The sequence below is a fragment of the Mycobacterium sp. DBP42 genome (assembly GCF_005924235.1).
Lineage (GTDB): Bacteria > Actinomycetota > Actinomycetes > Mycobacteriales > Mycobacteriaceae > Mycobacterium > Mycobacterium syngnathidarum.
The window spans coordinates 16,766-42,926 of sequence record NZ_VCMY01000023.1 but is presented as its reverse complement, the minus strand read 5'-3'; the positions used below and the strand labels follow the sequence as shown (position 1 = coordinate 42,926).

Sequence of the window (26,161 nt, the reverse complement as noted above, 5' to 3'; positions counted from 1 at the left end):
ACCAATGGCCGTCAAGCTCTGGATTTCCGGTCTCGAGGACGAGGCCCACAGCCCTTCGGTACGCGCAGCCACGCCCGGTGCCCAAACCAAAGCTTCCGACACCGGCCTGCTCGACGTGATCGAGGTGGCCCGCTCCTTCAACCTCTCTCCGCCGGCCCGCGAGCAAAACCCGAAACCCCAAGGCATCTCGGTCGACGACGACGCCGTCCTCGAGATCGAGATCGAAGGCGGATTCACCACCTGGATCTCGGCCAAGAGATATTACGAGGAAGCACCCCTGCTCAAACCCGAAGCGATGGTGGGTGACGCAGTCAGCGTCGACACGCTCCCGCGAGCCTCGGAGCGAGGGGTCAAAGAATGGCTCACCACTCGGGTACGGGTGCTGCGATTGAAGCCCGACGCCATCACCGACAAGCTCACCGACCCCACGCAGTGGCCGACCGGCCTCCTCGACGAAGCCAAGGACCTCGGCATCAACCTGCTGGCGAAGGTCCCCGCCTGGTTCGCCACCAAAGCATTGATCCGGATGATCGAGAACAATCTCAGACCCGGCCCGGGCCTGTACACGTGGGAGGACGCCACCCGCGAGGTGGGGACACCGGCGCCCGCGCCCGTCGATTTCAAGGACACCGACGTCGACACGCCGTTGCTGGTCTTCATCCACGGCACCGCATCTTCCACCCGCGGCAGCTTCGGCGCCTTCCTCACCAACGAGGCGCAACCCCAGTGGCAGGAACTACAGCGGCTCTTCGGCAAGAACATCTACGCCTTCGAGCACCGGACTTTGAGCGAGAGCCCGATCGACAACGCCATCGAGTTGCTCACCGCGCTACCCCGCAACGCCCGGGTCAGCATCGTCTCGCATTCCCGCGGCGGACTGGTCGGCGACCTCGTCACGCTGACCTCGATCAACACCGAGCTCGTCGCGAACTTCAAGCGCGGCAATCCCGACCTGGACGTGGCCGATCTGCACGACCGCAGGCAACTCGGCCGGCTCGCGGAACTCATTGCGCACAAACAGCTTCGGGTGGAACGGTTCGTGCGCTGCGCATCGCCGTCCCGCGGCACCCTGCTGGCCGGAGAGAACATCGACGTCTTCCTGTCGGTGCTGACCAACCTGATCGGGTTCATTCCCGGTGTCGGCGGGACTCCGCTCTACGAGGTGATCAAGCGGACCGCACTCGAGATCGTCAAGAACCGGACCCTGCCGTCGCTGGTGCCCGGGCTCGAAGCGATGATGCCGCAGTCGCCCCTTGTCGCGCTGCTCAACAATCTGAGCGAACCCGCGCTCGGCGCGATGGGCGTCATCGCCGGTGACATCCAGCCCGGCAACTGGCTCAAGAAGATCGGGGTGTTCGCCAGCGACCACGTCATCTATGAAGGCCGGGACAACGATCTTGTGGTCAACACCGACGCCATGTTCCACGGTGCCCGCCGGACAGCCGCCCGCTACATATTCGACCAGGGCGCCGACGTCAGCCACTTCAACTATTTCAGCAATCCGAGCACGCGTGGTGCGCTCGTCGAGTGGCTGGCGGCGCCCGCCGACAAGCCTCCGCAGGTCTTCCGGGACATCGTCGCCGACGATCTGGAGCCGGTGCCGATGCTGCGTTCACTGCAGACCCGCGCCAACGCGGACCAGCCGATTGTCTTTGTGCTGCCGGGGATCATGGGCTCGCACCTCAATATCGGCGAACGCTCGGTCTGGATGCGCTACCTCGCCTTGCTGCGCGGCGGACTCGGCGATCTCGCCGACGTCACGGCGGCCAACGTGCGTCCCGTCGCCCTGGTCGGCGACGGCTACCGCAAGCTGTGCGAGTTCCTGCAGAACTCTCACGAAGTCATCCCATTCGCCTACGACTGGCGCCGGTCGGTGACCGAGGCGGCGCGTCTGCTGATCGTCGAGGTCGAGAACGCCTTGCGACGAACTCAGCAGCCGGTACGGATCATCGCTCACAGCATGGGCGGGCTGGTGGTGCGCTCGATGATCGCGCAGGCCCCCGACCTGTGGGAGCGCATCTGCGAACGCGACGGCGGGCGACTGCTGATGCTCGGCACGCCGAACCGCGGCTCGCACGACATCGTCGAGTCGTTGCTCGGCAGCGCGGCAACCGTACAGAAACTCGCGATGCTCGATCTCACCCATGACACGGCGGAGATCGTCGACATCATCGGGAAGTTCCCCGGCGTACTGGAGCTGCTGCCCGACGACGAGCGCTACTTCACGGTTTCCCGGTGGCGGGACTACCGCAACGAGCGCCGCGGGTCGGCGGTCCCGGGCGAGGCCCTGCTGGCTGCCGCACGAGCCACACACGACACCATCAAGGACCATCTGTCCGGCCTACCCCATCCGGAGCGGGTGCACTACGTGGCGGGAACCTCGCCACGCACCGTCAAGGGCGTCGACATCATCGACGGTCGCGTCGTACTGGACTGCACGACCGAAGGCGACGGGCGGGTCACGTACGTCTCGGGCCGGCTGCCCGGCATCCGGACCTGGTACATGGACGCCGTGCACGGCGATCTGGCGTCTCACGAGCCGAGCTTCCCCGCACTACAGGATCTGCTCGATTCCGGTGCCACCACACGACTCTCGGACAGCCCACTCAGCTCGGCACGCGGAGGCGCGCACGACTACCGGGCGCTGCCCGAACCGGTGCTCTATCCCACCGAGACGTCGCTGGCGGCCGACCTCCTCGGGAAAGCCGCGCGCAAGCCGTATCAGGAGGGCACGCAGCCCAGCTTCCGGGTGTCGGTGGTCCACGACGATCTGCGCTACGCGCGCTATCCCATCGTGGTGGGCCATTACGAGGGCGACACCATCATCGGCGCCGAGGCCCAGTTGGACGGACTGCTGCGGGGCGCGCTGACCGAACGTTATGCACTCGGGCTCTACCCGGGTGAGTTCGGATCCGTGGCGGTCGTCCTCCGCAAACCCACGGCAGTACAGAAGGCGCTGGCCCTACCGACCGGTGCGATCGTCGTCGGCCTGGGCAAATGGGGCGAGCTCAGCGCCGGCCAACTGAGCGACCTGCTTCGCCGCGCCGCACTCCAGTACGTGCTCGAACGACGCGACGGTCTGGGCGGGCCCACCGACGCGGACCGGGCAACGGAGAAGATCGGGCTGTCGGTACTGCTGGTGGGTGGCAACTCGACCGCGAACATCGCGGTCGGAGATTCCGTCGGGGCCATTCTGCGCGCGATCGGTCAGGCCAATCGCGAACTCGCCGAAGGCAACAGCAATGCGCTGACCATCCAGGAAGTCGAGATCGTCGAGCTCTATGCCGACACGGCGATCGAGGCCGCGCATGCGGTCAATCGCTTGGCTCCGCTGATCGGTAAGGAGCTGCGCACCGAGATCGAGGCGACGCAACTGCTGCGGCACGGCCGTGAGGGACGCCGGCGACTGACGGCCTCGGCCGGCCGCCAGCACGCGTGGCGTAGGTGGGAGGTCAGCGTTGTCGAGCCGCCCCGCAAAACCCAGCCCGCATGCCTGCCCAAACCGCTCGCCGACCGCCTCAAGCGCGCGGTGCTCGAGTCGGACAACGCCGACTCGGAACTCCTTGCCGCGCTGGCCGAACTGGCGATCAGCGGGCCCGCCGAGCAAGCCGAGGCCCACCGCGAGATCAGATTCCTCACCTTGTCGGACCGCGCCCGCGCCGAAGCGACCAGCCAGCAACGGCAACCCGAACTGGTGGACCGGCTGATCAAGAGCTCGATCTCCCAGACCAGTTTCCGCTCAGATGAATCGCGGGTGCTGTTCGAACTCACGGTCCCCAACGAGCTCAAGTCGGGACTCGCCCAGGTCGACAACCTGGTGCTGGTCCTCGATGCCGAAAGTGCCACCTACCCATGGGAACTGATGAGTGCCGGCGAAGAAGCGTTGTGCATCGACAAGGCCCTGGTGCGGCAGTTGCAGACCACGAAGTACCGTCCACAGATCGGAGCACGCGCCGGTACCTCGGCGTATGTGGTCGGCGATCCGCTGGTCAGCGCGCCGTTCAGACAATTACCGGGCGCGATGGCCGAAGCCGGCACGGTGTACGATCTACTGCGCGGACGCTTCGACGTCGAGAAGCCCGCGACGAGGCCGACTGCACTCGAAGTGCTCGCCGGGCTGTACCAGAAGCCCTACCGCATCGTGCATCTGGCCGGCCACGGCCACTACGAACCGCCGGCTACCGCGGACGGCAAGGCCCGCAGCGGGATGGTGCTCGACAACGGCGTCTTCCTCACCGCCGTCGAAGTCGGCCAGATGCAGCAGGTACCCGAGCTGGTCTTCCTGAACTGCTGCCACATCGGTCAGACCGGGCCGGAGGCGCCCTCGCGCCCGTCTGCCGTCGAGTTCAACCGGCTGGCCGCCAGCGTTTCCCGCGAGCTGATCGAGATGGGCGTACGTGCGGTGGTCGCTGCCGGCTGGGCCGTCGACGATGTCGCCGCCAAAGAATTCGCCCAGAAGTTCTACGAATGCATGCTCGGCGGCGAAGCTTTCGGCTTCGCGCTCAGAACCGCGCGTTGTCACACCTACGAACTGTTCCGCGAAAGCAACACCTGGGGTGCGTACCAGGCGTACGGCGATCCCGATTACCGGCTCGATCCCACTGCCGGCGGGACGCCCTCGGCGTCCCCAGGACGCGTCGATATCGCCGAGTTCATCGATGCGGTAAACCACGTCGGCCGCAAGCCCGAAACCGGCTCCACAACTCTGGTTTCACGCGCACCACTCGTCGAGCAGCTCAACGCCCTGGTGCACGAATGCCCCGCCGACTGGCTTGAGCAGACCGACGTTCAGATGGCGATCGGCTACGCGTACGGCAATCTGAGGCGGTTCGAGGATGCGCGCCGATACCTGATCGCGGCCCTGGCCGGAGAGGGTGAAACCTCCACGACGACGATGCGTGCCGTTGAGCAGCTCGCCAACTTCGAGACACGTATGGCCAATGACGTCGCCGCCACCGAACCCGACTCTGCCCAGCAGCTGTACGCGTCGGCCATCGAGCGCCTCGAGCGCCTCCTCGCGGTGTCTGAGACCGCCGAGCGGTACAACCTGCTCGGTGGTGCCTACAAGCGTCGCGCTGCGGGCGAATCGACCGGCAGGACAGCGAAGAAGATGCTGGCTCGCGCGTGCGAACACTACCGTCAGGCACATCTGCTCACGCTGCAGCGTCAACGCCTCGATCCCTATGCGGTACTGAACTGGCTGACCCTGGCCACCATCCTCGAAAAACAGGTACCCGACGCCGACGCGCTGATCGACCGTTGCGTGACCACTGCGCACGAGCAGTTCTCGACCGACCGCCGGTTCTATACAGCGGTCTCGATCGCGGACGCGGCGTTGGTGCGCGCGCTCAGGTCGGGTCGGCTCGGGCAGAACGGCCAAGCGGGAGAACAGGCGCTTGCCCACTTGCTGGCCCACTTCCAGGAAGTTGTCCTGCTCGCCGTACCTACCCTGGGCAACCTCGATTCGGTCTGCACTCACCTCGAGGTCACCGGCAGGCTCTTGATGAAGATTCAGCCCAACCGGGCCAGTAGCCGGATGACGGTGGCCCACCTGGCTGAGCTGTGCCGCAGAATCTCCGGCGACCAACCCAATGGCCAGGGAGTCGAGCCCGCTGCCTCCGCGATCCGCAACGGGTCGGCCCCGAAGCCGGCTGCCGGGCGGCCGAAGCCGCCCAGGCGCCGACCGGGCGGCGAAGGGATGTCAGGTTAGGGGCCGGTGCGGCATCAGCGCATTCGGCGGGATCTGGCCGAACTTGCCCGCCTGGTAGTCCTCCAGCGCCTGGATGAGCTCGGATTTCGAGTTCATCACGAAGGGGCCGTAGTGGAAGACCGGTTCCCGAATCGGCTTGCCGCCCAGCAGCAGAACCTCCATCGCCGGCCGGTTCGAATCCTGAGTTCCCTCGGCCGACACGGTGATCCGATCGCCCGGGCCCAGCACTGCGAGCTGGCCCTGATGGATCGGGTGGGCTACCGGGCCGACGCTGCCGCGTCCGCTCAGTACGTACACGAGTGCGTTGAAGTCGCGGTTCCACGGCAGGTTGAGCTGCGCGCCCGGTTCGATCGTGGCGTGCGCCATGGTGATCGGGGTGTGCGTGCTTCCCGGGCCCTGCGCACCGTCGATCTCACCGGCGATGATCCGGACGAGAGCTCCGCCGTCCGGTGAGGACAGCAGTTTGGCGTCGGGACCCTCGATGGCCTGGTAGCGCGGCGTCGCGAACTTGTCCTTCTTGGGCAGGTTCACCCACAGCTGGATGCCGTGGAAGGTGCCGCCGCTCTCGACGAGCTCGGCCGGTGGGGTCTCGATGTGCAGGATGCCCGATCCTGCCGTCATCCACTGGGTGGCTCCGTCGGTGATCAAACCGCCGCCACCGTGGGAATCCTGGTGGGCGAAGCGACCGTCGATCATGTAGGTGACGGTTTCGAACCCGCGGTGCGGGTGCCAATCGGTGCCACGTGGCTCTCCGGGCTGGTACTCGACCTCCCCCATCTGATCCATGTGGACGAACGGGTCGAGGTCTGCGGCGCTGACTCCGGCGAATGCGCGCACGACGGGGAATCCCTCGCCCTCGTACCCGCGCGGTCCGGTCGTGACGGAGCGGACCGGGCGCTCGGTTTCCGACGCCTGAGCTGCCCCGATGCGGGGCAGGGTCAAGGTGTCTGCAGTGATGGCTGGCATCTCCTACCTCCAATGTGTGTAGCCTGATGACAGCTATAACCGGACTGCGGTCCGATTATTCCTTGGCGGGTACGCGGCGGTCAGGCCAGAGCTGCCAGCGCGGCCGCACGGGCCTCGGCCGCCGACGCCGTGTCCAGGACCGCCCCGGCCGCGGTGCTGCATTGCTGCAGCGTCACCTGCGCGATCCGCGCGCCCACCGCGGCGATCGCCGCCGGCGCCATCGACAACGACGTCACTCCCAAGCCCACCAACACCGCGGCCAACAGCGGGTCGGCCGCGGCCTCGCCGCACACGCCGACCGGCTTACCCACCGCCGCTCCGGCCCGCGCCGCCAATCCCACCAGTGCCAGCACCGCGGGCTGCCAGGGATCGGTGAGTGCCGCCAAGTCGGCCGACATCCGATCGGCGGCCATCGTGTACTGCGCGAGGTCGTTGGTACCGATCGACAGAAAGTCGACGTGTTCCAGAATCTTGTCGGCCATCAGGGCGGCCGCGGGCACCTCGATCATCACCCCGGGGGTGAGTCCGTGCGAACGTGCCTTGGCGGCAAAGCTTTTAGCCTCGGCTGCAGTGGCGATCATGGGCGCCATCACCCACGGTCGAGTTCCGGTGGTCTTGGCCGCCGCGGCCACCGCCGCGAGCTGGCGATCCAGCAGGCCGGGGTTGCCCTCCGCGATCCGGATACCGCGCACACCGAGTGCCGGGTTCGCCTCCTCGGGGTGGCCGGCGAACTTCAGCGGCTTGTCCGAGCCGGCGTCGAGGGTGCGAACCACCACTTTGGCTGTCTTGCTCCCCACGTCCGCGGCGGCCCCGGCGAACGCCGCCAGCACCTCGCCGTAGATCGTGGCCTGTTCCTCGACCGTCGGCTCAGTATCCCGGTTGAGGAAACACAGTTCCGTACGGAACAACCCGACACCCTCGGCCGGAGTTTCGCGTGCAGTCCTCGCGGCCGCGCCATCCTGCACATTCGCCAGGATCGCGACGGTGTGACCGTCTGCCGTCGCGCCAGGACCGGTCCACTGCCGAACCGCCAGCGCATCACGCTGTGCGGCGGCAACAGCCTCGGCGGCGACGGTCGGATCCGGATCGGTGGTCACCGTTCCCGCGGTTCCGTCGAGCAAGACCATGGCACCGGCGGCAACGGCGTCGAGCCCACTGATCGCCACCACGCACGGAATCCCGAGCTGGCGGGCGATGATCGCAGTGTGACTGGTCGGGCCGCCCAATGTGGTGGCCAATCCGACCACCAGCTGTGGATCCAAACCGGCGGTATCAGCCGGCGCCAGATCTTCGGCACACAGGATCGACGGGATATCCGGCAGTGGCACACCGGGTTCCGGCAGTCCAGACAGCTCGGCGATAACACGGTCGCGGATATCCCGCAGATCGGTGACACGCTCGGCCATCAACCCGCCGAGCTGCGTAAACAGCTCCGCGAACTGGTCGACGGCCTCGGTTACGGCGCGGACAGCGGGCGTGCCGGCGCCGATCCGCTTCTCGGCGGCGCCGATCCAGGCCCGGTCCTGGGCCAGTGTCGCGGTGGCGGCCAGGACTTCTGAGGCCGCGCCCGTGGCGTGCTCCGCCCGGCCCCGCAGCCGGGTGGCGACCTCCGTCGCCGCAGCGGCGAATCGCGCCGCCTCGGCCGGGCGGTCCGCCTCATCGATGTCACCGGCAGGAACCCGGACCTCCGGAAGCCTGTTGACCCGGATCACCGGTGCGTATTGCACACCCGGAACCACCGGGACCCCGTGCAGCACGGACAGTGATCCGACCGACGATGTAGTGCCCATGTGAGACAGATTACAGAAATACGTTGACAAGTCAACACAGCCAGGCGTAAAACAACATATATCAACATTCTAATTGGCTCGAACCCACATAAACGGAGGCTCATGTACGCCGAGGAGCGCCAGCAGGCCATCGCCGCGCTGGTCATGAGCAGGGGTCGCGCCTCCGTCGCCGAACTGGCGCAGGCGTACGACGTGACCACCGAGACCGTCCGCCGGGATCTGGCCGTCCTCGACAAGGCCGGTGTGGTGCGCCGCGTACACGGCGGCGCCGTCCCCGCCCGGGCACTACACCTCGTGGAGGCCGGCGTCGGGGAGCGCGACACCACCCGCGCCGTGCAGAAAGACGCCATCGCCGCGGCCGCCGTCGACTTCTTCCCCCTCACCGGCGCCAGCGTGCTGCTCGACGCCGGCACCACCACCGCCCGCGTCGCCGCACAATTGCCGACGGATCGCGAGCTCACCATCGTGACCAACTCCGTGCCCATCGCCGGCCACCTCGCCACGATGCCCACCGTCACCCTGCAGTTGCTCGGCGGACGGGTCCGCGGCCTCACCCAAGCCGCCGTCGGCGAGCAGGCGCTGCGCGTACTGGACACCCTGCGGGTGGACATCGCGTTCATCGGCACCAACGCCATCAGCGTGCGGCACGGACTGTCGACGCCGGACACCGAGGAAGCCGCGGTGAAGCGCGCCATGGTTCAGGCCGCGAATTACGTCGTGGTGGTCGCAGACTCATCAAAAGTCGGTGAAGAGGATTTCGTCAGCTTCGCCCCGATCGACAGCGTGGACACCCTGATCACCGACAGCGAGATCTCCGATGCCGACCGCACTCTGCTCACCGAGCACGGCGTCGAGGTGGTGATCGCATGATCGTCACCGTCACCCCCAACCCCAGCCTCGACCGCACCGTCACCCTGGGATCGCCGCTGATCCGCGGAGCGGTGCAGCGCGTCGATGCCGTCACTGTCGAACCCGGCGGCAAAGGCATCAACGTCGCCCGAGCACTGACCCTGGCCGGGGTCGCCACCCAAGCGGTGTTGCCGGCCGCCGACGGCGATCCTCTTGTCGGCGCGCTACGGGCGCTTGATGTGCCGTTCACCTGTGTTGCCATCACCGAACCCGTCCGCACCAATTTCGCCATCACCGAATCCGACGGCACCACAACGAAACTCAACGAGCGTGGCGCTGTTGTCGACGGCGACGCATTGGAAGCGCTGACCCGCTGCGTGCTGGCCAAGGCACAGGACGCGTCCTGGGTGGTGCTGTCCGGATCGCTGCCGCCCGGCCTGCCGGTGGACTGGTACGCCCAGGTGGTCTCGCTGCTGACACCACTGGACTGCCAGGTTGCCGTCGATACCTCCGAAGCGCCGCTGGCGGCGCTGGCCGACGCGTTCGAGGTCGCCGCGCCCGACCTGATCAAGCCCAACGCAGAAGAGCTCGCCGACCTGGCCGGTGTATCAGCTGTTGAACTGGAATCCGCTGCTTCCCAAGGTGACCCGTCGCCAGTGGTGACCGCTGCAGGGCGGCTTGTCGGGCGGGGCGTCGGTGCAGTGCTGGCCACGCTGGGCGCTGCCGGCGCGGTACTGGTCGAGGGCACCGGGGCCTGGCTGGCGACGCCGCCACCGATCGGGCCCCGAAGCACCGTCGGTGCCGGCGACGCATCGTTGGCCGGCTACCTGCGTGCCGCGGTCACCGGTGCCGACGCCCCGCGACGACTGCAGATGGCGGTCGCATACGGCAGCGCCGCCGCGGCCCTCCCCGGATCGGCCCTGCCCAGCCCAGCCCAACTCGACCTTGAGGCTGTCCATGTCCACCCACTGAAGGTGTCGCTATGACTCAACCGATCATCACCCCCGATCTGGTCCTGCTCGACGTCGACGCGGGCGGTGACAAGGAAGCCGTCATCACACGCCTGGTCGACGCACTTGCCGAGGCCGGCCGCACCAGCGACAGCGCCGGCCTGGTGGGAGCCGCCATGGCCCGCGAGGGTCAGTCCGCCACCGGACTGCCCGGCGGCATCGCGATTCCGCACTGCCGCTCGCCCTATGTCGACACCCCCACCATCGGATTCGCCCGGCTGTCACCGAAGGTCGACTTCGGCGCCCCCGACGGGCCAGCCGATCTGGTGTTCCTGATCGCAGCACCGGAATCCGGTGGGGCCGAACACATGAAGCTGCTCTCCAGCCTGGCCCGGGCACTGGTCCGCAAGGACTTCGTCGCGTCGCTGCGAGACGCCGGGAACGTTTCCGAGGTGGTGACGCTCGTCGACGGCGTGGTTAACCCCACGCCTGCCGCTGCCTCTGTTCCCGAGCCTGAGCCGGCCAAAGCGGTGTCGATCGTCGCGATCACAGCCTGCCCCACCGGCATTGCCCACACCTACATGGCGGCCGACGCACTCAAGCAGGCCGCCGAGACCGCCGGCGTGGATTTGGCGGTCGAAACCCAAGGTTCGTCGGGCAGCACCCCGCTGTCGGCGGCCACCATCGCCGTAGCCGACGCCGTCATCTTCGCCACCGACGTCGGGGTCAAGGACAAGCAACGCTTCGCAGGCAAGCCCGTCGTCGCCTCCGGCGTCAAACGCGCCATCAACGAACCCGACACCATGATCTCCGAAGCGGTCGGTGCCGCGGGCAATCCCGATGCCCCACGGGTGGCCGGCTCTGCCGGCGAGGAGGCTCCTGCCGCGTCCGGGGACGTGGGCTGGGGCACGCGGGTTCGGCAGATCCTGCTGACGGGCGTGAGCTACATGATCCCGTTCGTCGCCGCCGGCGGCCTGCTGATCGCGCTGGGCTTCCTGTTCGCCGGGTATGACATCGGCAATACCCCTGAGGGCCAACCGAGCCCGTTGGCCTACGGAATGAATTCGCTGGGCCACCACATCGCCGTCACCAACACCCTGGCCGACCTGCCGCCCGGTGGTCTGACGCAGTACCTCGGGGCGGTGCTGTTCACGCTCGGCGGGCTGGCCTTCATGTTCCTGGTACCCGCGCTGGCCGGCTACATCTCCTTCGCGATCGCCGACCGGCCCGGTATCGCACCCGGTTTCACCGCCGGAGCCGTGGCCGTCTTCGTCGGCGGAGGGTTCATCGGCGGCATCGTCGGAGGTCTGATCGCCGGGTTCGCCGCACAGTGGATCAGTTCTTTCAAAGTGCCGCAGTGGTTCCGGGGATTGATGCCCGTGGTGGTGATCCCGCTCGGCGCCTCGCTGATCGTAGGCCTGTTGATGTTCCTGCTGCTCGGGCGTCCTCTGGCCGCACTGACCACCGGCCTGACCAACTGGCTCGGTGGAATGACCGGAACCTCCGTCGTGGTGCTCGGCGTGATCCTCGGGTTGATGATGTGCTTCGACCTGGGCGGCCCGGTCAACAAGGCGGCCTACGCATTTGCCACCGCGGGCCTCAACGTCGCCGATCCCGCCACCTTGCGCATCATGGCAGCGGTGATGGCCGCCGGGATGGTGCCGCCGCTGGCGATGGCACTGGCATCGACGCTGCGTCCGGGGCTGTTCACCGAGCCCGAGCGCGAAAACGGTCGTGCAGCCTGGCTTCTCGGCGCATCGTTCATCTCCGAAGGCGCCATCCCATTCGCCGCCGCGGATCCACTGCGGGTGATCCCGTCGATGATGTTCGGCGGCGCCGTCACCGGCGGCATGATCATGGCATTCGACGTCACGCTGAAAGCACCGCACGGCGGCATCTTCGTGTTCTTCGCGATCGGCAACCTGCTGTGGTTCCTGACCGCCCTCGCCGCCGGCACCATCGTGGCCGCCCTGGCCGTCATCATGGCCAAACAATTCATCAAACCAACCGTCACCACACCGGACACCGCGGCACTGGCCACCACCTAGTTACAACCACTTAGTCACAACCACCTAGTCACAACCCCAAGGAGAGAACATGCCCAGCAAGACAATCACCGTCGGTTCGGCCATCGGCCTGCACGCCCGCCCCGCCGCGATCATCGCCGAAGCGGTGGTCAACGCCGGCGTGCCAGTCACCCTGTCCATGGATGGCGGCGAGCCCGTCGACGCCGGCTCGGCCCTGATGATCATGACCCTCGGTGCCGGCAACGGCGCCCAAGTGACCGTGGAATCCGACGACGCCGATGTGCTGGCGACCGTGGCGGGTCTGGTGGAACAGGATTTGGACGCGTAGTTGGGGGTGTGAGCGTCAGCAGCGATCGTGTTCCTTTTGATCTACAACGGAATTCACCCTCTGTAAGGCTGCTGCGGGCCCCGTCCCTGCGAGACCGCGTGGTTCATCGCGTTGCGCACAGCGGCGAGCATGCCTTCGTAGGTGGCGATTTCGCGGTCAAGGTGCTTGTTGAACGCGGTGCGGGCCTCGTCGATCCGCTTTCCCGGTGGCTCCTTTTGCCTCTTGACGTAATCGACGACGACCTCGCACCGGTCCGCCTCCGCCGCCAATTCCCCATATGGTGCGGACCAGATCCGATCGTGCGGCCAACGCGCCCAGAACATCGACGATTGCGTCATCAACAGGGCCATGTCCCGATTGGTCCCCTTGCTGCTCCAGTAATCGATCGAGCACATGAATACACAGAAAGCTATTGCCACACAGGCGATGATGAGGATCGCCGGGGCTACCGATGCGGTACTGCGCACCAAGTCCAAGGCGGAATTCTGCGTAGCAGCAAGGACACGAACAGCGGTCATCGTTGTCCGCTACCCGCGGCGTAGTTCAACGCATCGGCCAACGAACTCGCCTGCCCGCGCATTGCGATAGCTCGCGCGAGGGCTGCATTACCGCGGTCGCCGGAGCCGGCCCGTTCCTCGATGAGGAGAGCCAACTGCCAACAGCGTTGGGCCTCCGCCGCCAACTCCGGATACGGCGCGTTCCTAAGCCGGTCCGCCGGCCAACGAGTTCGAAACTGTTCGGATTCCCTGGCCAATCGAGACGCATAGGATTTCCGCCACGCGGCCATGAATCGAAAGACGCAGAACATGGCCAGGGCGCCGAAACCAATCAGGCAAAGCACTGCGATCGCGGATGACAGATATTCCTCAGGTGTGTCCGGCCAACTACGTGCGGCGAGTACGGCCATAGGCACCGACACACTGATCATGGGCGCATTTTAAGGCAGCCGCGATGAATCCGAAGCCAACGCCGCTGGTAGTCGCCGATATTTGGCGCTCAGACAGCCAGTCAGACGTTGTTAGGCTAGCCCCACATCACTGAAGGAGGGCCCGGTGGGTCTGGACCAAGCTGTTGACATCATTGAGGTTGGCTTTGCTGTCAAGGGCACCGCAGAACACGCAACCAGCCTTGATAAGCCGCTTTCCCGGATAGGCCTCGGGGCGGACGCGCTTGGTGGTCTGCAGATGGCGGGCGAGTTCGCCGCAGCCAAGCTCGGAAAGCCTGTGACGAACTTTGGCTCGTACGCGTCGCCGGCAAAGCGGATTGAAGGTTTCGGGACGCCGATCATCGGCGCGGCCCTGATAGCCGTCAACACGATGCAGTTGACGTGCGGATTCGGCGATCCAGAGACCGGCGACCGCTTTAGCGACGGTGCAGATCACTTCAATACGGTCTCGGACACATTGAGGAGCGCAACGCCCACCGAATTGTGGCACGGGACCGGATCAGAGTCCTACACCGGCCAGAATGAGAAGCAGCAGGACCGTGCGGAAGCTGTGAGCAAGATCGACGCGGACGTCAAGGAAATCGTGGAGAATCAGGCGAAGCAGGTTGAAGCCACGCGCGACATGCTGGACGTTGTTGCGACCTCCATGACCATCTGCATCCCGATCGCGATCGTCATCGGAAAGTGCCCACCGGCGGGGCCAGCGCAACAGATGGCGTTCGAGCTGGGGGTTGTTGCTGGAGCAATGCCGATCGCGATGGGGACGGTCGCACGAATGCGCCAGCAATCAGCGAGCAATACGCAGCAGTTCATGCGAGCAGCAAACGCTTACCATGAGATCGCGGCAGGTGCAAAGCCCACCGGAGCGCCGCCATCCTTCATATCACCACCAGACGGAAATACGACCTCAGCGCCATGGAGCCCGTCCAATGGCACGTCGACAGGTACAGGAGAGGGGTCCATCGATGTCTGAAGGCATCCTCGGCGTTACCGCGCCATATGTAAGGCAACTGTCTGGGCGCCAGCGCCAGGCTGCGGGCTACATCAAGGTGGGAGCGACGATCACCGACGGTGTCGGGGCTTCGATGCTCGTCAACCACGGTGTGATCTGTTCGGACAGTATCGCCGCCCTAGGTTTCGCCAACACCGCGCGCGAGGCTGCTTGCGCGGCAATGGCATCCATGTCATACGGCCTGGCGGAGAAGCTGGATAGCGCTGCATCGCAGTACGACCGGACAGATGCTCAGGGCGCAGGCATGCTCGGTAGCCAGATGCATCCCCGGTGACCAACCGGCTCTCGAGCGGTCGACTGCGATGCGTTATTACTGACACATGACCCCACACGATTCGGACGACTGGGACGACGCCATCGACGGCCTCGACGCGCTGGACTTCGGCGCATCCTCGTTCGATGACGATTCATCCGGACTCGATGCGCTACCGGACTATGTCGCAACCCGTGGCGATCACGACGCAGTCCACGACTACGCCGACGACGAAGCCGGGGAGTTTGACGAGGGCGGCCTTGGCGCCATCGACGGCGCAGCCGTGCCCGACGACCAAGAGCGGATTCCCGCGGTCCAGGCCATCAACCCACCCGGCACCGTCGTTGTCACCGCCTATCTCAACGGCTCGGTCGCTCAGGTGGACCTCGATCCAAAGGTGACCATGCTGACCGAGGCCCAGCTGGCCGACGAAGTCCGGTTTGTGGCTGGAGTAGCCGCCAAACGTGCGACAGCGGTAATGCACGTCGGCGTAGTGAACATGCTTGTTGCGCAGGGCATGGACTTCCGAGATGCTCAGGACTTCGTCGCGACGAATCTGCCGTACGCTACCCCGGAGCAAGCGGGGGAAGCTGAACTTGCGCTCATCGCGCGGCACTCCAGTCAGGCAGGCTGAGCGTCGGGACGCTACCGTCCCTTCGACGGCCGCTGAAGGGTGTCGAAGGGATCAGCAGAGTGATGTAGTTCGTCTGCAGTCTGCCGATCACTGTTGTAGTCGTCGGTGAATCGACCCATATACGCGTAAAGCTTTGGCTGACAGGCATTCCCGTCGGAGAGAAGGCTTCCACGGTCGCCTAGAGTCCAGTTTGACGCCGTGGCGTGCCGGAGTTCTTCTCATACGCCGGCAGTCCCTAGATCAGTGCGTCGTCAGCGAGCTTGCCTGTCAAGGTGAACCGACCGTAGACCGCTCGTTCAGGTACTCCGGTTGTGCAATTGCAGATACCGTTTGACGGCGGTGTGCGTGAATCCCCGGAGTAGTTCGATGGCCATATTCCGGTTGGGGCTGTCAAGCCTTCTACGGATGGGTCGGCACTACATGACCGCCGGGCTCTAGCTCACTCTGTAAACCCTGATGAGCCGGCCGGTCGCCCTGAGCGCCCCGGTACAGCCCCACACCAGGGCACAGCGCCCAGGAGGCCTAGCGCGGCAGGCCTCAAGTAAGTCCCCGAACCTCCTTCTCCGACCCCTAGCGTTGCCACGTGCAACACTCACCGCGGGCACAAAGCGTTATCAGCCCCACCTGGGCACCCTTATGATTGCCTGCGTGCAAATAGCCGGACGGCTTGACGTGAGACGATGCGTTTCTAAACAGGCCGGATATTGTTTGCTGAAAGTGCACCAGCACACTGCAGACATGTCCGACGTCATTGGGGGAGTGTGAGGCGTGCAGCGCTTAGCCGTGATGCTGCTGGCAGTTTTGTTGGCCCTATTCAGTGCGCCACCGGCGTTCGCGATCGATCCGCCAGCGATCGACGCCGCAGCCGTTCCACCTGATGAAACCGGCCCCGACCAGCCGACCGAGCAGCGCAAGATCTGCGCGACGCCGACGGTCATGCCGAATTCGAACTTCGCCGACAAACCGTGGGCGGCCGACTATCTGAAGCTGGCCGAGGCGCAGAAGTTCGCAACCGGCGCCGGGGTAACTGTCGCGGTGATCGACACCGGGGTCAACGGTTCCCCCCGGGTACCGGCCGAGCCTGGTGGCGACTTCGTCGACGCCGCGGGCAACGGGATGTCCGACTGTGACGCCCACGGGACCCTGACCGCATCGATCATCGCCGGCCGCCCGTCCCCCACCGACGGATTCATCGGTGTGGCCCCGGATGCACGACTGATTTCGCTGCGTCAGACGTCGGTCGCGTTTCAGCCCAAGGGTTCGCGCCAGGATCCCAACGACCCGAACACCACCCAGACCGCGGGCTCGATCCGCAGCCTGGCCCGGTCGGTGGTGCACGCGGCCAACCTCGGCGCGCAGGTGATCAACATCAGCGAGGCGGCCTGCTACAAGGTCACCCGTCGGATCGACGAAACCAGCTTGGGTGCAGCCATCAACTATGCGGTGAACGTCAAGGGCGCGGTGATCGTTGTCGCCGCCGGCAACACCGGCCAGGACTGCAGCCAGAATCCGCCACCGGATCCGTCGGTTCCGGCCGATGCCCGCGGCTGGAAGGGTGTGCAGACGATCGTGAGCCCGGCCTGGTACGACCCGCTGGTGCTCACCGTCGGCAGCGTCGGCCAGAACGGTCAGCCCAGCAACTTCTCGATGTCGGGTCCGTGGCTGGGCGCGGCAGCACCCGGCGAGAACCTCACCGCGCTGGGTTACGAGGGCCAGCCGGTCAACGCCACCCCGGGTGAGGACGGCCCGGTGCCGCTCAACGGCACGTCCTTCTCGGCGGCCTTCGTCTCCGGCCTGGCCGCACTGGTGAAGCAGCGCTACCCGGACCTGACCCCGGCCCAGATCATCAACCGGATCACCGCCACCGCACGCCATCCCGGCGGCGGCGTCGACAACTATGTCGGTGCCGGCGTGGTCGATCCGGTAGCCGCACTGACGTGGGAGGTTCCCGAGGGTCCGGCCAAGGCGCCGTTCCGGGTCAAGGAAGTACCGCCGCCGGTGTACATCCCGCCGCCAGACCGTGGGCCGATCACCGGTGTCGTGGTGGCCGGAGTAGCACTGGCCCTGATTCTCGGGATCGCTGCGATGACCCGACGCGCATTGCGACGGCGCCAGTGAACTTCCTGCGCCGGAATTTCGGCTTCAAATTCACCACGGGGCACGCGATCTGGGCGGCCACACTGATACCGGCGTGCGTTGCGGTGTGCCTGCACTTCCACCTGCTGTGGCTGGGCATCACGCTGTCGGTGTTGATCGCGATCTTCTCGGTGCTCACCATTCGTGGCTACCGGCTCACCGGCTGGGTCCGGGCGGTCTTTTCCTGGCGGCGGCGCCATCGCAGCACTCCCGACGTGGCGTCGGAGCCTGCGGTCGGAGCCACGGTCATGCCGGGAGATCACGTCGCCGTGCGCTGGCAAGGTGATTACCTGGTCGCGGTGATCGAGCTGTTGCCAAGGCCTTTCACCCCGACCGTGATCGTCAACGGCAACGCCGTCTCTGATGACACCGTCAGCACCAAGCTGGTCGAGAAGTTGCTCTGGGCGCACTGCCCCGATCTGGAAGCCGACGTGGTGTCGGCCGGCTACCGCGTCGGCAAGACCGCACCGTCGAGCCTGGTGGCGCTCTACGAACAGGTGGTGGGCCCGTACCCGGCGCCGGCGAACCGGCGCACCTGGATCGTGCTGCGCGCCGACCCGGAGAAGACCCGGCGTTCGGCCCAGCGCCGCGACAGCGGGGTATCCGGATTGGCCCGGTATCTCGTCGCGTCGGCGACCCGCATCGCGGATCAGTTGGCCAGTAATGGAATCGACGCCCGGTGCTCACGTAGCTTCGATGATTACGACAAGGCCACCGAGATCAGCTTCGAGAAGGAAACCTGGTCGGTGATCAAGGGCCGTAGTACTTTCACCGCGGCATATAACGCACCCGGTGGCCCCGATGTCTGGTGGTCGGCCCGGGCCGATCACACCACCACGTGCGTACGGATCCGTCCCGGTGCGGCGCCGACCTCGACTGTATTGCTGACGACGCTGTCGAATCCGACTACGCCGCGCGGGTTTTCCTGCCTCTACGGCGGACAACGGGCGGCCCTTCAGGGCCTCACGCCCGTCACCGACAAGCACTATGACCTGCCGATCGGCTCGGCCGGGGTGCTGGTCGGTGAGACGTCCGACCGCTACCCGGTGTACATGCCGTTCGACAACGTCGACGTCAGCATCAACCTCGGCGACGCCCGGCTGTTCACCCAGTTCGTCATCCGCTCGGCGGCTTCCGGCGCGGTGGTGACCCTCAGTCCCCAGTTCCGCGAGTTTGCGACGATGATCAACGGCCGCGTCGGGCGGGTGCCGCGCGTCGCCTGGCCGAACGCCACCACCTACCTGGGCCCGCATCAGGGGGTGGGCCGAGTGATCCTGCGGCCCAACTTTATTGACACACCACGGCACCGCCAGCTGCCGATCACGTTGATCAACCCGCGTGAAGAGAGCCGCTACCAGATGGCGCTCGAGCAGTGACATCAAGCTTCCTGGGAGAGGGGTCCCAGAAGGGTCGGGAGGAATAGTCATGACAGAAGAACTGAAGGTCGATACCAGCCAGCTTCGTAGCCGCGCGACGGAACTCACGGGGCTGACGTGGCCGGGTGAACCCACTCAGGTTCAGGCACCGAACGATCTCATGCCGGCAGGCACCGCCATCGACAACCTGAATAAGAATGCCGCCGCCCTGCAGCGCAGCAATAACTGGGCTAAGGAAGAGGCCGGACGCGTCGCGGACATCCTCGAGAAGGCAGCCACTGAGTACGACAAGAAGGACGAGGCGTACGCCGGGATACTGTCTTCCGATCCTGAGCGGATGGCAGCGATGGCAGACATCACGGTTCCGCCTCCGCCCGCACCGCGCCCGGCAGACCCGGAACCGATGGAGCCAATGGCCGCCATTCCCCCCGGTGAATGTATGAACATCAAGGTTGCCCAGGCCAAGCTCGAGGGAGGCGACCAGGGGGCTTCAGCTCGCAACGCCCACAGCCAGTGGTCGAAAACTGCATCCGATTTGAGCTCGATCCTCCCGATCACCACTATTCCCGCCTGGGAAGGCGGCGCGGCGGAGGCCGCTGAAACGTACCGGAAAGAGCTGGTGGACTGGATGAACCAGCTGTCCACCGCCTGGAATTCGCTCGCGCAGGTGGCAAAAAGCATCTACGACCAGCACAAAGCAACTTTGGATGCTCACACGCCGCTGTATGAGAAATATCTCGAGTTGGAGAAGGAACTGGCTGACGCCAAATCGTTTAGCTGGAATATCGTCGACGGCCTCGGGGACGCCTACGACCACCTGAACGGCCACGTTGAACGGGTTATCGCTGACATGGAGGAGCTGGAAAAGCAATCCCAAGACCTCCGCGACGGTTACGCAAGTTCCTTGGTGAGCCAACCGGTGCGGGCATCCAACCCTCCCCGTGGTGCGGGCGGCATCGAGGCCGGCCAAGTGCCCAACATCCCTGGGACGGGCGGCCCAACCTCCGGGATGGGAAACAATGGCACCGCCGGGACAGGCACACCCAAGATCCCCGAGATGCCGGCGCTCGATCAACCGTCCATGTCGCCGGCGAGCGCCGATCCCTCGGCCGGCCAGCAATCCGGAGGATCTCCGTCTGGCGGTGGCTCACCTTCGGGTGGCGGTGCCCCGTCGTCCGGAGGAGGGGCGCCGTCCACCGGCGGCACGCCCGGCGGTCTCGGTAGCGGCAAGCCGGAGATGCCCGGTCTCGGAGAGCCGAGCCTCAAGCCGGCCAGCGCCGGTGGCGGTGGCGGCATGGGCGGTGGCGGCGGCGGGATGCCCGCCGCACCGCTCGGTCCAGCCGTTGGAGCGGACTCGGTAGGGGCTTCACCTGCGGCTGCCCGCGGTGGCGGTGCGGCTACAGGAGTTCCGGGCGGCGGCGGTACGGGCGGTATGGGCGGCGGCATGGGTGGCATGGGCGGCGGCCACGGTCAAGGACAGGGCAAAGAGAAGCGCCGTAACGCCGCACTTGCCGGCGATGAGGATCTCTACGTCGAGGACCGCAACTACACCGAAGGCATCATCGGCCGGCGGAAGCGCAAGCCTGGTCAGGATGGGCAGGATTCCAAGTGACCGACGAGATGCATCCGCAGGTCGCCGCGGTTCTACGTCAAGCTCAGCAACTGCAGTCGCTGATGGACGAGCAACTGCACAAGATGAACACCGAAACGTTCACCGCGACAGACGAAGCCCAGAGCGTCGAAGTGACACTCAACGGGCACCACCATCTGATCGACGTGTACATCAAGGACGGACTGCTGAGGTTAGGTGCCCAGGTCGTCGAACAACGCCTCAACGAAGCGATTCAGAAGGCCACCGCTTCGGCCACTGCCTCTATCGAAGCCGACCGTGAGCGGCTGGACGCGATGGTCGTCGAGTTGACCACGGACGGGCCACAACTGAGCTGAATCCGTCCGAGTGCCGACAACCCAGCTCGTCTCGCCACAAGAGCGAGACGACCTGGGCTGTCGGTGACGTGTTCACCTCAACTTAGACGGCGCCGGTTTCCCTCGCGCCCAACGGTTCTAATACCTACTCGGTCAGATCGCTCGGTTACACCGCATCCTATTCCGGTACGGGGAGCGCCTGCAGCGCGTCGTTAGCCATTACTGCGATGTGCTGCCAGTAAATCGCATCGGCTGTAGCGACGCGCAGAGCCTCGCCATCGACTGCGGTATAGGCACCGTGTAATGCCAACTCTTGCATGTGATTTGCGTACGGAATCAACGCTTCCAATTGAGGCACAGCTCGGCGGGTATCAGCGCTCAGCAATGGCCGGAAAACCTCCATCATGAGATCGAAACGCTTATCCTCCGGCGGTTGAGGATCGGTCGGTGCCGGCGGCAACATATCAACCAGCTGGGCGTCTGTGATCGTCCACAGTCGCGCAGCCACCTCCGGCGCGATCACCTCCAATCGTGACCGTCCCTGCATCCGTCCATCCGTGGGCAAGTCTTCGCGCTCCAACAACACAGTTGGCACGCCAGGATCCGAACCCTTGAACTGCGCCTCGAAACCGATCAGCGCACGCAGCGTCGTATTGTGCGCCTGAGCCCAACCATGCAGCGCCAGAATCGGATACGTCGTCCACTTAGCCCGCTCCTTGATCGGGATGGATTCGTCAATACTGGCGAACTTGACCCGGTCAGGCAGCTTCACACCCTGCGGGATATATCCCAGTCCATAGTTGTTCGCCACGACGATCGTGCCGTCCTGTGTCAATCCGGTGAGCCACATGAACTTCAGCTCGGCCACACCAACGTTGAGTGCCGCCGCAACCCTCCGTGCGAGCTCCAAGGGATCCGAGCCTGATCGCTTCGCCGCATTTTGGGCGGCATCGCGCTCCGCGCGCGCTGCCGACACCGGAATCGGCGCGACCTGCGCGCCACCGGCGATGTTTGCCGGCGGGCCCGCTGCTGGCGGTGGGGCCGCCCCAGGCGGCGCGACCGGTGCTGCAGGTGGCGGAGTCGGCGGCGGGCCCAGCGGCATACCGCCCATGCCCATGCCGCTTCCCATCGAGCCACCCGCGGCCGGGCCCTGTACCGGGGAAGCGGCCGGTTGCGCACCTGTTTGCGACACCGGCGCCGACGTTGTATTAGCAGGCGCCATCGCATCGCTCGCCGGAACCGCTGGCGATGGTGCCAATGGCGGGGGTGCACCACCGGAAGAGGCCGCGTGCACAGGCGTTCCCGCTGAATCAGCGAGGCCCTTTGAGAAGGCCTGCAACGGATCTGTCGGCGCAGCACCGACCGGCGCTTGGCCCGCGGCCTTCGACGGGTCCAGCCCGGCCCCTGCACTGGCCGCCGAGGAAGCCGGCGATCCGCTACTCGACAGACTGCTCGCCGCGCTAGACAAAGGGCTCGCGCTCGGGGCGCTCGGCGCCGACGGTGCGGACGGAGCCGGCACTCCGGAAGTGCCTGGCGTCGGAGGCCTTCCACCATTTATTGGCTGGCCGCTGGGCGGCATGCCTACCGCAGGCGGAGCCGAGGCTGTCTCGGCCTTGTTGTCCCCCTGTCCGCCAGTCGCCGCAGCAACCGCCTCAGCATCTCCGCCGACACCCGGTGCCGGAGTCTGGGCTGGCTCGGCCTTGTTGTCCCCCTGTCCGCCAGTCGCCGCAGCAACCGCCTCAGCATCTCCGCCGACACCCGGTGCCGGAGTCTGGGCTGGCTCGCGCTTGTTGTCCCCCTGTCCGCCAGTCGCCGCAGCAACCGCCTGGGCATCTCCATCCTTTGCCGCGCTATCTCCGGAATGCGGTTGCTTGTCTGTCGTATTACTCGCGAATGATACGGACGGTGAGCTACCTGACCCTGGCTCCGCGTCACCGCCTTGGCTCGCTCCTGGCGTACCGGTTCCATTGTCAAGGGCTGCGGCACCAGGACTCTCAGACGGTGGAGATTCCGGTCCCTCGGTTCTTCCGCTCAGGCCCTCGGCGAGCTTGTCGAGAAATTGCTTGTTTGCGATGTATGCCTGCTCGGCCATCTTCTTGGCAGCATTCTCGGCGTCTTTTTTGTCCGATTCTTTTTCGTAGTCTTTGTTCAATAGATCCGTAATTGCCTTGTGTGTGAGCCAGACATAGTCGGCAATCGCTTTTTTGGCGTTCCTGGTTGTCGACCACGCCTTAGCGCACCATTCGATCGCTGCAGTCAGCTGGTTTTCGAGATCCTCCATGGCCTTGCTATGCCGCTCGGCTTTCGCCGCAGCTGCCGACGCGCCGCCACCGAACCACACGAACAATCCATTGAAAACTTTGGCATGGACGGAGTCCCAATTTGCGCGGGCTTGAGTAACCGCTGACTTCAGGTAACTCAGCGCTTCTTTTCGCTGATCGAATACGGACTCATCGAATTCAGGCCACGCGCCAGGGCCCACCATAGTATCTATGTACTCGTCGCCGCCTGGCTTTGCAATTGGTCCGCCCAAGAGGGAAAATAGATCAGTAATATCGTCCAACATTACAGGGCCGGTATGCGCGGAATTCGCTACCACACTCATGACTCGGCAGCCTGACACGCCCACTTGATAGCGACGAACAGATAAGCCGCCGCCGCGGACAAGAAGTTATCGGTTACTGTATAACTTGGGATGTTCTCGACAAAGGCACGCCTATACTGGGCCGCAAAGACCGCGAGATCCTCCCATGCTGGGTTCCCACTTCGCCGGCCCAATTTCTCCATATCATCGGCGTTGGCGATCATCACAGGTTTAACAGCGTCGACGACAGCTTTGTGCTCAGGGGTCCATTCCGTCGCCGGAATTTTTGCATCAAGAGCGCGCCACGCCTCGGTGTCTTTGTCGAATCGTTCAACCATCGAGATCCACTCATCACACACAGGGCCACCGCCGTCAAGAAACTGCTTCGGTTCCAAGCTGCCTTGATTCAAGGCCTGTACGTCCGATGGAGGAGACGGATCTGAAATTAATGGCGCACTTTTCTGCGCTACGCGATATTCGATTGCGGAGCAGACCACATTCAGCGTCGAGAAGATCTTGTTGGAGGCTCCGATATTATTATCATCAGAGGAAGTATATGACGGAATCGAGTCAATCACTGCTTGTGAATATGCAATATACTGGTTATAGAGTTCGCGCATGATTCGATGTGGCGTGCGCTTGGCAAGGTCGCCGACTTTTTTGATTGCACCAGTCAGCGCAGCGCTCTTCTTATCGAACACCGCCCGCTGTTCGGGGGTCCATTGAGCTGCCGGTACTGAGTAGTCCTGCGCGTCCCACTCGGGGACCCGCGCAGATATATCGCGTGAAATTCCTCCCCACGCATCGCAGGTGGGGTCCTCGGTAATGATATTCGCCGGCCCGGTGTCATTGGCACTAGCGAATTCGGACCCACTGTTGGCGGTGTTGGACTGCGGACCGTTGCCGCCGCCCGAGTCTGGGCGCAGTACGAGAACAGTGCCGACGATACTGACGGCAATGACCGCGACTAACGCGAGACCAACCAAGATCCACTTGCCCTTACCGCCCTTGTTGGGACGCGGCGGAGCACCCCATGGCTGCTGCGGCCACTGTCCGCCGGGCGGCTGCGCGCCCGGGCGTTGCGGTGGTGGCCCGCCCCACTGCGGCCCACCGCCCCCGGCGGGTTGCGAACCGTAGGGCCCCTGGGGAGGAAGAGTCATCACCACACCTTCACGTAAACGAACACTGTTGGTCACAAAGAGACTGACGGGTCAGCCGGCGGCCGGCGCGTCGGCTGCGCCGGTGCCGGCGCTGCCTCTACCTTCGGCGCAGGGGGAGCGGCTTCGTCCGAAGGCCCGAGCGCGGGAGCACGCTGCGTACCGCTGTCGGGGGCCGCAGCACCGTCCCGCTGCTCATCTTCACCTTTCCGCTCATCGCGGTCGTCGCGGTCCTGTCGATCATCGCCGTCAGCCGCGTCCTCTCGCTTTGGTGCAGGCCCCGATCCGCCAGCACCACCTGCACCGGAGCCTTCCGCCGCAGCACCGCCGTGACCGAGTCCGCCACCCATCTGACCGAGCTGCTGCACGCTCTGCATGATCGTCTGCGGAATCTGACCCAACTGTTGAGCCATCTGCATGGGCACCTGGCCTAGCTGTTGGGCCATCTGCATGGGCATCTGCATGAGCTGACCGAACTGGCCTATCGCATCCATGCCCCCGCCGCCGCCACTCGACGAACCGAACTTCGAATCGAACTCCGCCAACCGGGCGTTGACATCAGCGTGCACTTGCTGGTCGGTCTTCTCGTACCGGTCAGCGGCCGTGCCAATGTCGGTTGCCGTCGTGCGCGCTTCGCTTCTGGTCGTCGGCATCATGTCGTGCAGCGACGACTCCACCTCATTGGTGCGGCTAGTCAACGCTTGCGCCAACCGATCTGTACCCAACGAAGGAAACGTACTCGGCGGATCCGGAAGTGCGTCGGCCGCATCTTTGAACCCCATGGCGCCCGCCCGTAGCTCGGCAATGTTGACCCGCAACTCACCTGTCACCACAAACCCCCATCAACTAGTCACGAGGAAACCCGACGTCCAGTCCGACCTGTAGCGTCGAGGCCCGGAAACACGACGACGCCGTTGCGGCCGCCAAACACAACATTCAGGCGGCGACCGGTGACGGTCTCCTCTACCAGTGGTTGAGCAAAATGCTACCCGAGCTCAAGACACGCTGAACGCACAACTTCTAGAGCTCGGCCTCGGCCCATTACCGCACGCTCTCTCTACGTTTTCAGCCCGCAAGACCATCCGCGGCTGTCCCAGAATCCGGCCCGCAGCTGCGCTGTCCAATTGCAGCCACGAGTTCCAGAACTAACCGCACCGGAGGCGACCCTGTCTGCTTCTCGGGGACGTGCACTCCCGCCTAGCCCATCGGTTCGTCGTCGTCTTCGGCATCGAACCCGTTATCTCACTGCAGAGGTAGCGGGCTGAGCGCTAGTGATCAGTGCCCCCGCAGAGTCCCGGGCGATGAGCGCGAGTTCGGCTTCGCCGGCCTGTTCCGGGGTCGCGACGGCATGTTCGATGTGACGACGTCCCGCGCTTGCTGGAAGACCATCCCCTGCTCGACCATCTTGTTCACCACACCGATATACACCACCGCTATCGCGCTTGGCGGCCCCGCCTGCCACCACGAACTACGCAACGACAGGCTTCAGCACCTCAGGATCGACCGGCAGTTCCTCA

At 65.2% G+C, this 26,161-nt stretch carries 19 protein-coding genes; 12 read left to right on the top strand and 7 right to left on the bottom strand.

The window, feature by feature from the left end:
• Positions 1-4 precede the first annotated feature (4 nt).
• Positions 5-5,710 (top strand): CHAT domain-containing protein, encoded by a 5,706-nt coding sequence (locus E0T84_RS19825; RefSeq protein ID WP_138745280.1) that lies wholly within the window; start codon positions 5-7, stop codon positions 5,708-5,710.
• On the opposite strand, the gene E0T84_RS19820 is transcribed toward E0T84_RS19825, so the two are convergent.
• Together E0T84_RS19820 and ptsP are read right to left on the bottom strand one after the other, a co-directional pair.
• Entirely contained in the window at positions 5,702-6,676 is a 975-nt protein-coding gene (locus tag E0T84_RS19820) for a pirin family protein (RefSeq protein WP_075909122.1), read from the bottom strand. The genes E0T84_RS19825 and E0T84_RS19820 overlap by 9 nt on opposite strands.
• An 80-nt stretch (positions 6,677-6,756) precedes the next feature.
• A complete protein-coding gene (ptsP, locus tag E0T84_RS19815; protein ID WP_171055097.1) occupies positions 6,757-8,466 on the bottom strand; it encodes a phosphoenolpyruvate--protein phosphotransferase in 1,710 nt (569 codons plus the stop codon).
• A gap of 102 nt (positions 8,467-8,568) precedes the next feature.
• Between ptsP and E0T84_RS19810 the strand changes: the two genes are divergently transcribed.
• From E0T84_RS19810 to E0T84_RS19795, 4 genes are read left to right on the top strand one after another with little or no spacing between them, the layout of a single operon-like run.
• Positions 8,569-9,336, top strand: coding sequence for a DeoR/GlpR family DNA-binding transcription regulator (locus E0T84_RS19810; protein WP_138745279.1), 768 nt, complete (start codon positions 8,569-8,571; stop codon positions 9,334-9,336).
• The gene (locus E0T84_RS19805) at positions 9,333-10,301 is read left to right on the top strand and encodes a 1-phosphofructokinase family hexose kinase (protein WP_138745278.1); all 969 of its coding nucleotides are present in this window, start codon (positions 9,333-9,335) and stop codon (positions 10,299-10,301) included. The genes E0T84_RS19810 and E0T84_RS19805 overlap by 4 nt, the downstream gene beginning before the upstream one ends.
• The gene (locus tag E0T84_RS19800) at positions 10,298-12,313 is read left to right on the top strand and encodes a fructose-specific PTS transporter subunit EIIC (protein ID WP_138745277.1); all 2,016 of its coding nucleotides are present in this window, start codon (positions 10,298-10,300) and stop codon (positions 12,311-12,313) included. The genes E0T84_RS19805 and E0T84_RS19800 overlap by 4 nt, the downstream gene beginning before the upstream one ends.
• A gap of 49 nt (positions 12,314-12,362) precedes the next feature.
• Positions 12,363-12,620 (top strand): HPr family phosphocarrier protein, encoded by a 258-nt coding sequence (locus E0T84_RS19795; RefSeq protein WP_138745276.1) that lies wholly within the window; start codon positions 12,363-12,365, stop codon positions 12,618-12,620.
• Between the two features lie 53 nt (positions 12,621-12,673).
• On the opposite strand, the gene E0T84_RS19790 is transcribed toward E0T84_RS19795, so the two are convergent.
• Positions 12,674-13,138 carry a hypothetical protein gene (locus E0T84_RS19790; RefSeq protein WP_138745275.1) on the bottom strand — a complete coding sequence of 155 codons (465 nt, stop codon included), beginning with the start codon at positions 13,136-13,138 and terminating at the stop codon, positions 12,674-12,676.
• Positions 13,135-13,548, bottom strand: coding sequence for a hypothetical protein (locus tag E0T84_RS19785; RefSeq protein ID WP_138745274.1), 414 nt, complete (start codon positions 13,546-13,548; stop codon positions 13,135-13,137). The genes E0T84_RS19790 and E0T84_RS19785 overlap by 4 nt, the downstream gene beginning before the upstream one ends.
• 124 nt (positions 13,549-13,672) lie before the next feature.
• On the opposite strand from E0T84_RS19785, the gene E0T84_RS31875 reads away from it, so the two are divergent.
• The 7 genes from E0T84_RS31875 to E0T84_RS19755 all read left to right on the top strand — a co-directional run bounded on the left by E0T84_RS31875 (position 13,673) and on the right by E0T84_RS19755 (position 20,924).
• The gene (locus tag E0T84_RS31875) at positions 13,673-14,539 is read left to right on the top strand and encodes an EspA/EspE family type VII secretion system effector (protein ID WP_171055096.1); all 867 of its coding nucleotides are present in this window, start codon (positions 13,673-13,675) and stop codon (positions 14,537-14,539) included.
• On the top strand, positions 14,532-14,852 hold the full coding sequence (locus tag E0T84_RS19780) for an ESX-1 secretion-associated protein (protein WP_171055095.1): 321 nt from the start codon (positions 14,532-14,534) through the stop codon (positions 14,850-14,852). Before E0T84_RS31875 ends, E0T84_RS19780 begins: the two co-directional genes overlap by 8 nt.
• A gap of 46 nt (positions 14,853-14,898) precedes the next feature.
• The gene (locus E0T84_RS19775) at positions 14,899-15,465 is read left to right on the top strand and encodes a hypothetical protein (protein WP_138745272.1); all 567 of its coding nucleotides are present in this window, start codon (positions 14,899-14,901) and stop codon (positions 15,463-15,465) included.
• A 768-nt stretch (positions 15,466-16,233) separates the two neighbouring features.
• Positions 16,234-17,583, top strand: a complete 1,350-nt coding sequence (gene mycP / locus E0T84_RS19770) for a type VII secretion-associated serine protease mycosin (RefSeq protein WP_075909127.1) — start codon at positions 16,234-16,236, stop codon at positions 17,581-17,583.
• Positions 17,580-18,977 (top strand): type VII secretion protein EccE, encoded by a 1,398-nt coding sequence (gene eccE / locus E0T84_RS19765; RefSeq protein ID WP_138745271.1) that lies wholly within the window; start codon positions 17,580-17,582, stop codon positions 18,975-18,977. The genes mycP and eccE overlap by 4 nt, the downstream gene beginning before the upstream one ends.
• Positions 18,978-19,026: 49 nt before the next feature.
• On the top strand, positions 19,027-20,589 hold the full coding sequence (locus tag E0T84_RS32645) for a hypothetical protein (protein ID WP_138745270.1): 1,563 nt from the start codon (positions 19,027-19,029) through the stop codon (positions 20,587-20,589).
• Complete coding sequence (locus tag E0T84_RS19755) at positions 20,586-20,924, top strand: YbaB/EbfC family nucleoid-associated protein (protein WP_171055094.1); 339 nt, start codon at positions 20,586-20,588, stop codon at positions 20,922-20,924. The genes E0T84_RS32645 and E0T84_RS19755 overlap by 4 nt, the downstream gene beginning before the upstream one ends.
• Positions 20,925-21,081: 157 nt before the next feature.
• Here E0T84_RS19755 and E0T84_RS19750 read toward each other — a convergent pair whose 3' ends face one another.
• Genes E0T84_RS19750 through E0T84_RS19740 form a run of 3 tightly spaced genes read right to left on the bottom strand, consistent with a single transcriptional unit; the run spans position 21,082 to position 25,474 of the window.
• Positions 21,082-23,469 (bottom strand): hypothetical protein, encoded by a 2,388-nt coding sequence (locus E0T84_RS19750; protein WP_138745269.1) that lies wholly within the window; start codon positions 23,467-23,469, stop codon positions 21,082-21,084.
• A 35-nt stretch (positions 23,470-23,504) separates the two neighbouring features.
• Positions 23,505-24,647, bottom strand: a complete 1,143-nt coding sequence (locus E0T84_RS19745) for a hypothetical protein (protein ID WP_138745268.1) — start codon at positions 24,645-24,647, stop codon at positions 23,505-23,507.
• Positions 24,648-24,679: 32 nt separating this feature from the next.
• Positions 24,680-25,474, bottom strand: a complete 795-nt coding sequence (locus E0T84_RS19740; RefSeq protein WP_138745267.1) for a hypothetical protein — start codon at positions 25,472-25,474, stop codon at positions 24,680-24,682.
• Positions 25,475-26,161: the final 687 nt, after the last annotated feature.

Coding starts and splice junctions, on each gene's coding strand:
- E0T84_RS19825 (WP_138745280.1), top strand. CDS start 5: ATGGCCGTCAAGCTCTGGATTTCCGGTCTCGAGGACGAGGCCCACAGC.
- E0T84_RS19820 (WP_075909122.1), bottom strand. CDS start 6,676: ATGCCAGCCATCACTGCAGACACCTTGACCCTGCCCCGCATCGGGGCA.
- ptsP (WP_171055097.1), bottom strand. CDS start 8,466: ATGGGCACTACATCGTCGGTCGGATCACTGTCCGTGCTGCACGGGGTC.
- E0T84_RS19810 (WP_138745279.1), top strand. CDS start 8,569: ATGTACGCCGAGGAGCGCCAGCAGGCCATCGCCGCGCTGGTCATGAGC.
- E0T84_RS19805 (WP_138745278.1), top strand. CDS start 9,333: ATGATCGTCACCGTCACCCCCAACCCCAGCCTCGACCGCACCGTCACC.
- E0T84_RS19800 (WP_138745277.1), top strand. CDS start 10,298: ATGACTCAACCGATCATCACCCCCGATCTGGTCCTGCTCGACGTCGAC.
- E0T84_RS19795 (WP_138745276.1), top strand. CDS start 12,363: ATGCCCAGCAAGACAATCACCGTCGGTTCGGCCATCGGCCTGCACGCC.
- E0T84_RS19790 (WP_138745275.1), bottom strand. CDS start 13,138: ATGACCGCTGTTCGTGTCCTTGCTGCTACGCAGAATTCCGCCTTGGAC.
- E0T84_RS19785 (WP_138745274.1), bottom strand. CDS start 13,548: ATGATCAGTGTGTCGGTGCCTATGGCCGTACTCGCCGCACGTAGTTGG.
- E0T84_RS19780 (WP_171055095.1), top strand. CDS start 14,532: ATGTCTGAAGGCATCCTCGGCGTTACCGCGCCATATGTAAGGCAACTG.
- E0T84_RS19775 (WP_138745272.1), top strand. CDS start 14,899: ATGACCCCACACGATTCGGACGACTGGGACGACGCCATCGACGGCCTC.
- E0T84_RS32645 (WP_138745270.1), top strand. CDS start 19,027: ATGACAGAAGAACTGAAGGTCGATACCAGCCAGCTTCGTAGCCGCGCG.
- E0T84_RS19750 (WP_138745269.1), bottom strand. CDS start 23,469: ATGTTGGACGATATTACTGATCTATTTTCCCTCTTGGGCGGACCAATT.
- E0T84_RS19745 (WP_138745268.1), bottom strand. CDS start 24,647: ATGACTCTTCCTCCCCAGGGGCCCTACGGTTCGCAACCCGCCGGGGGC.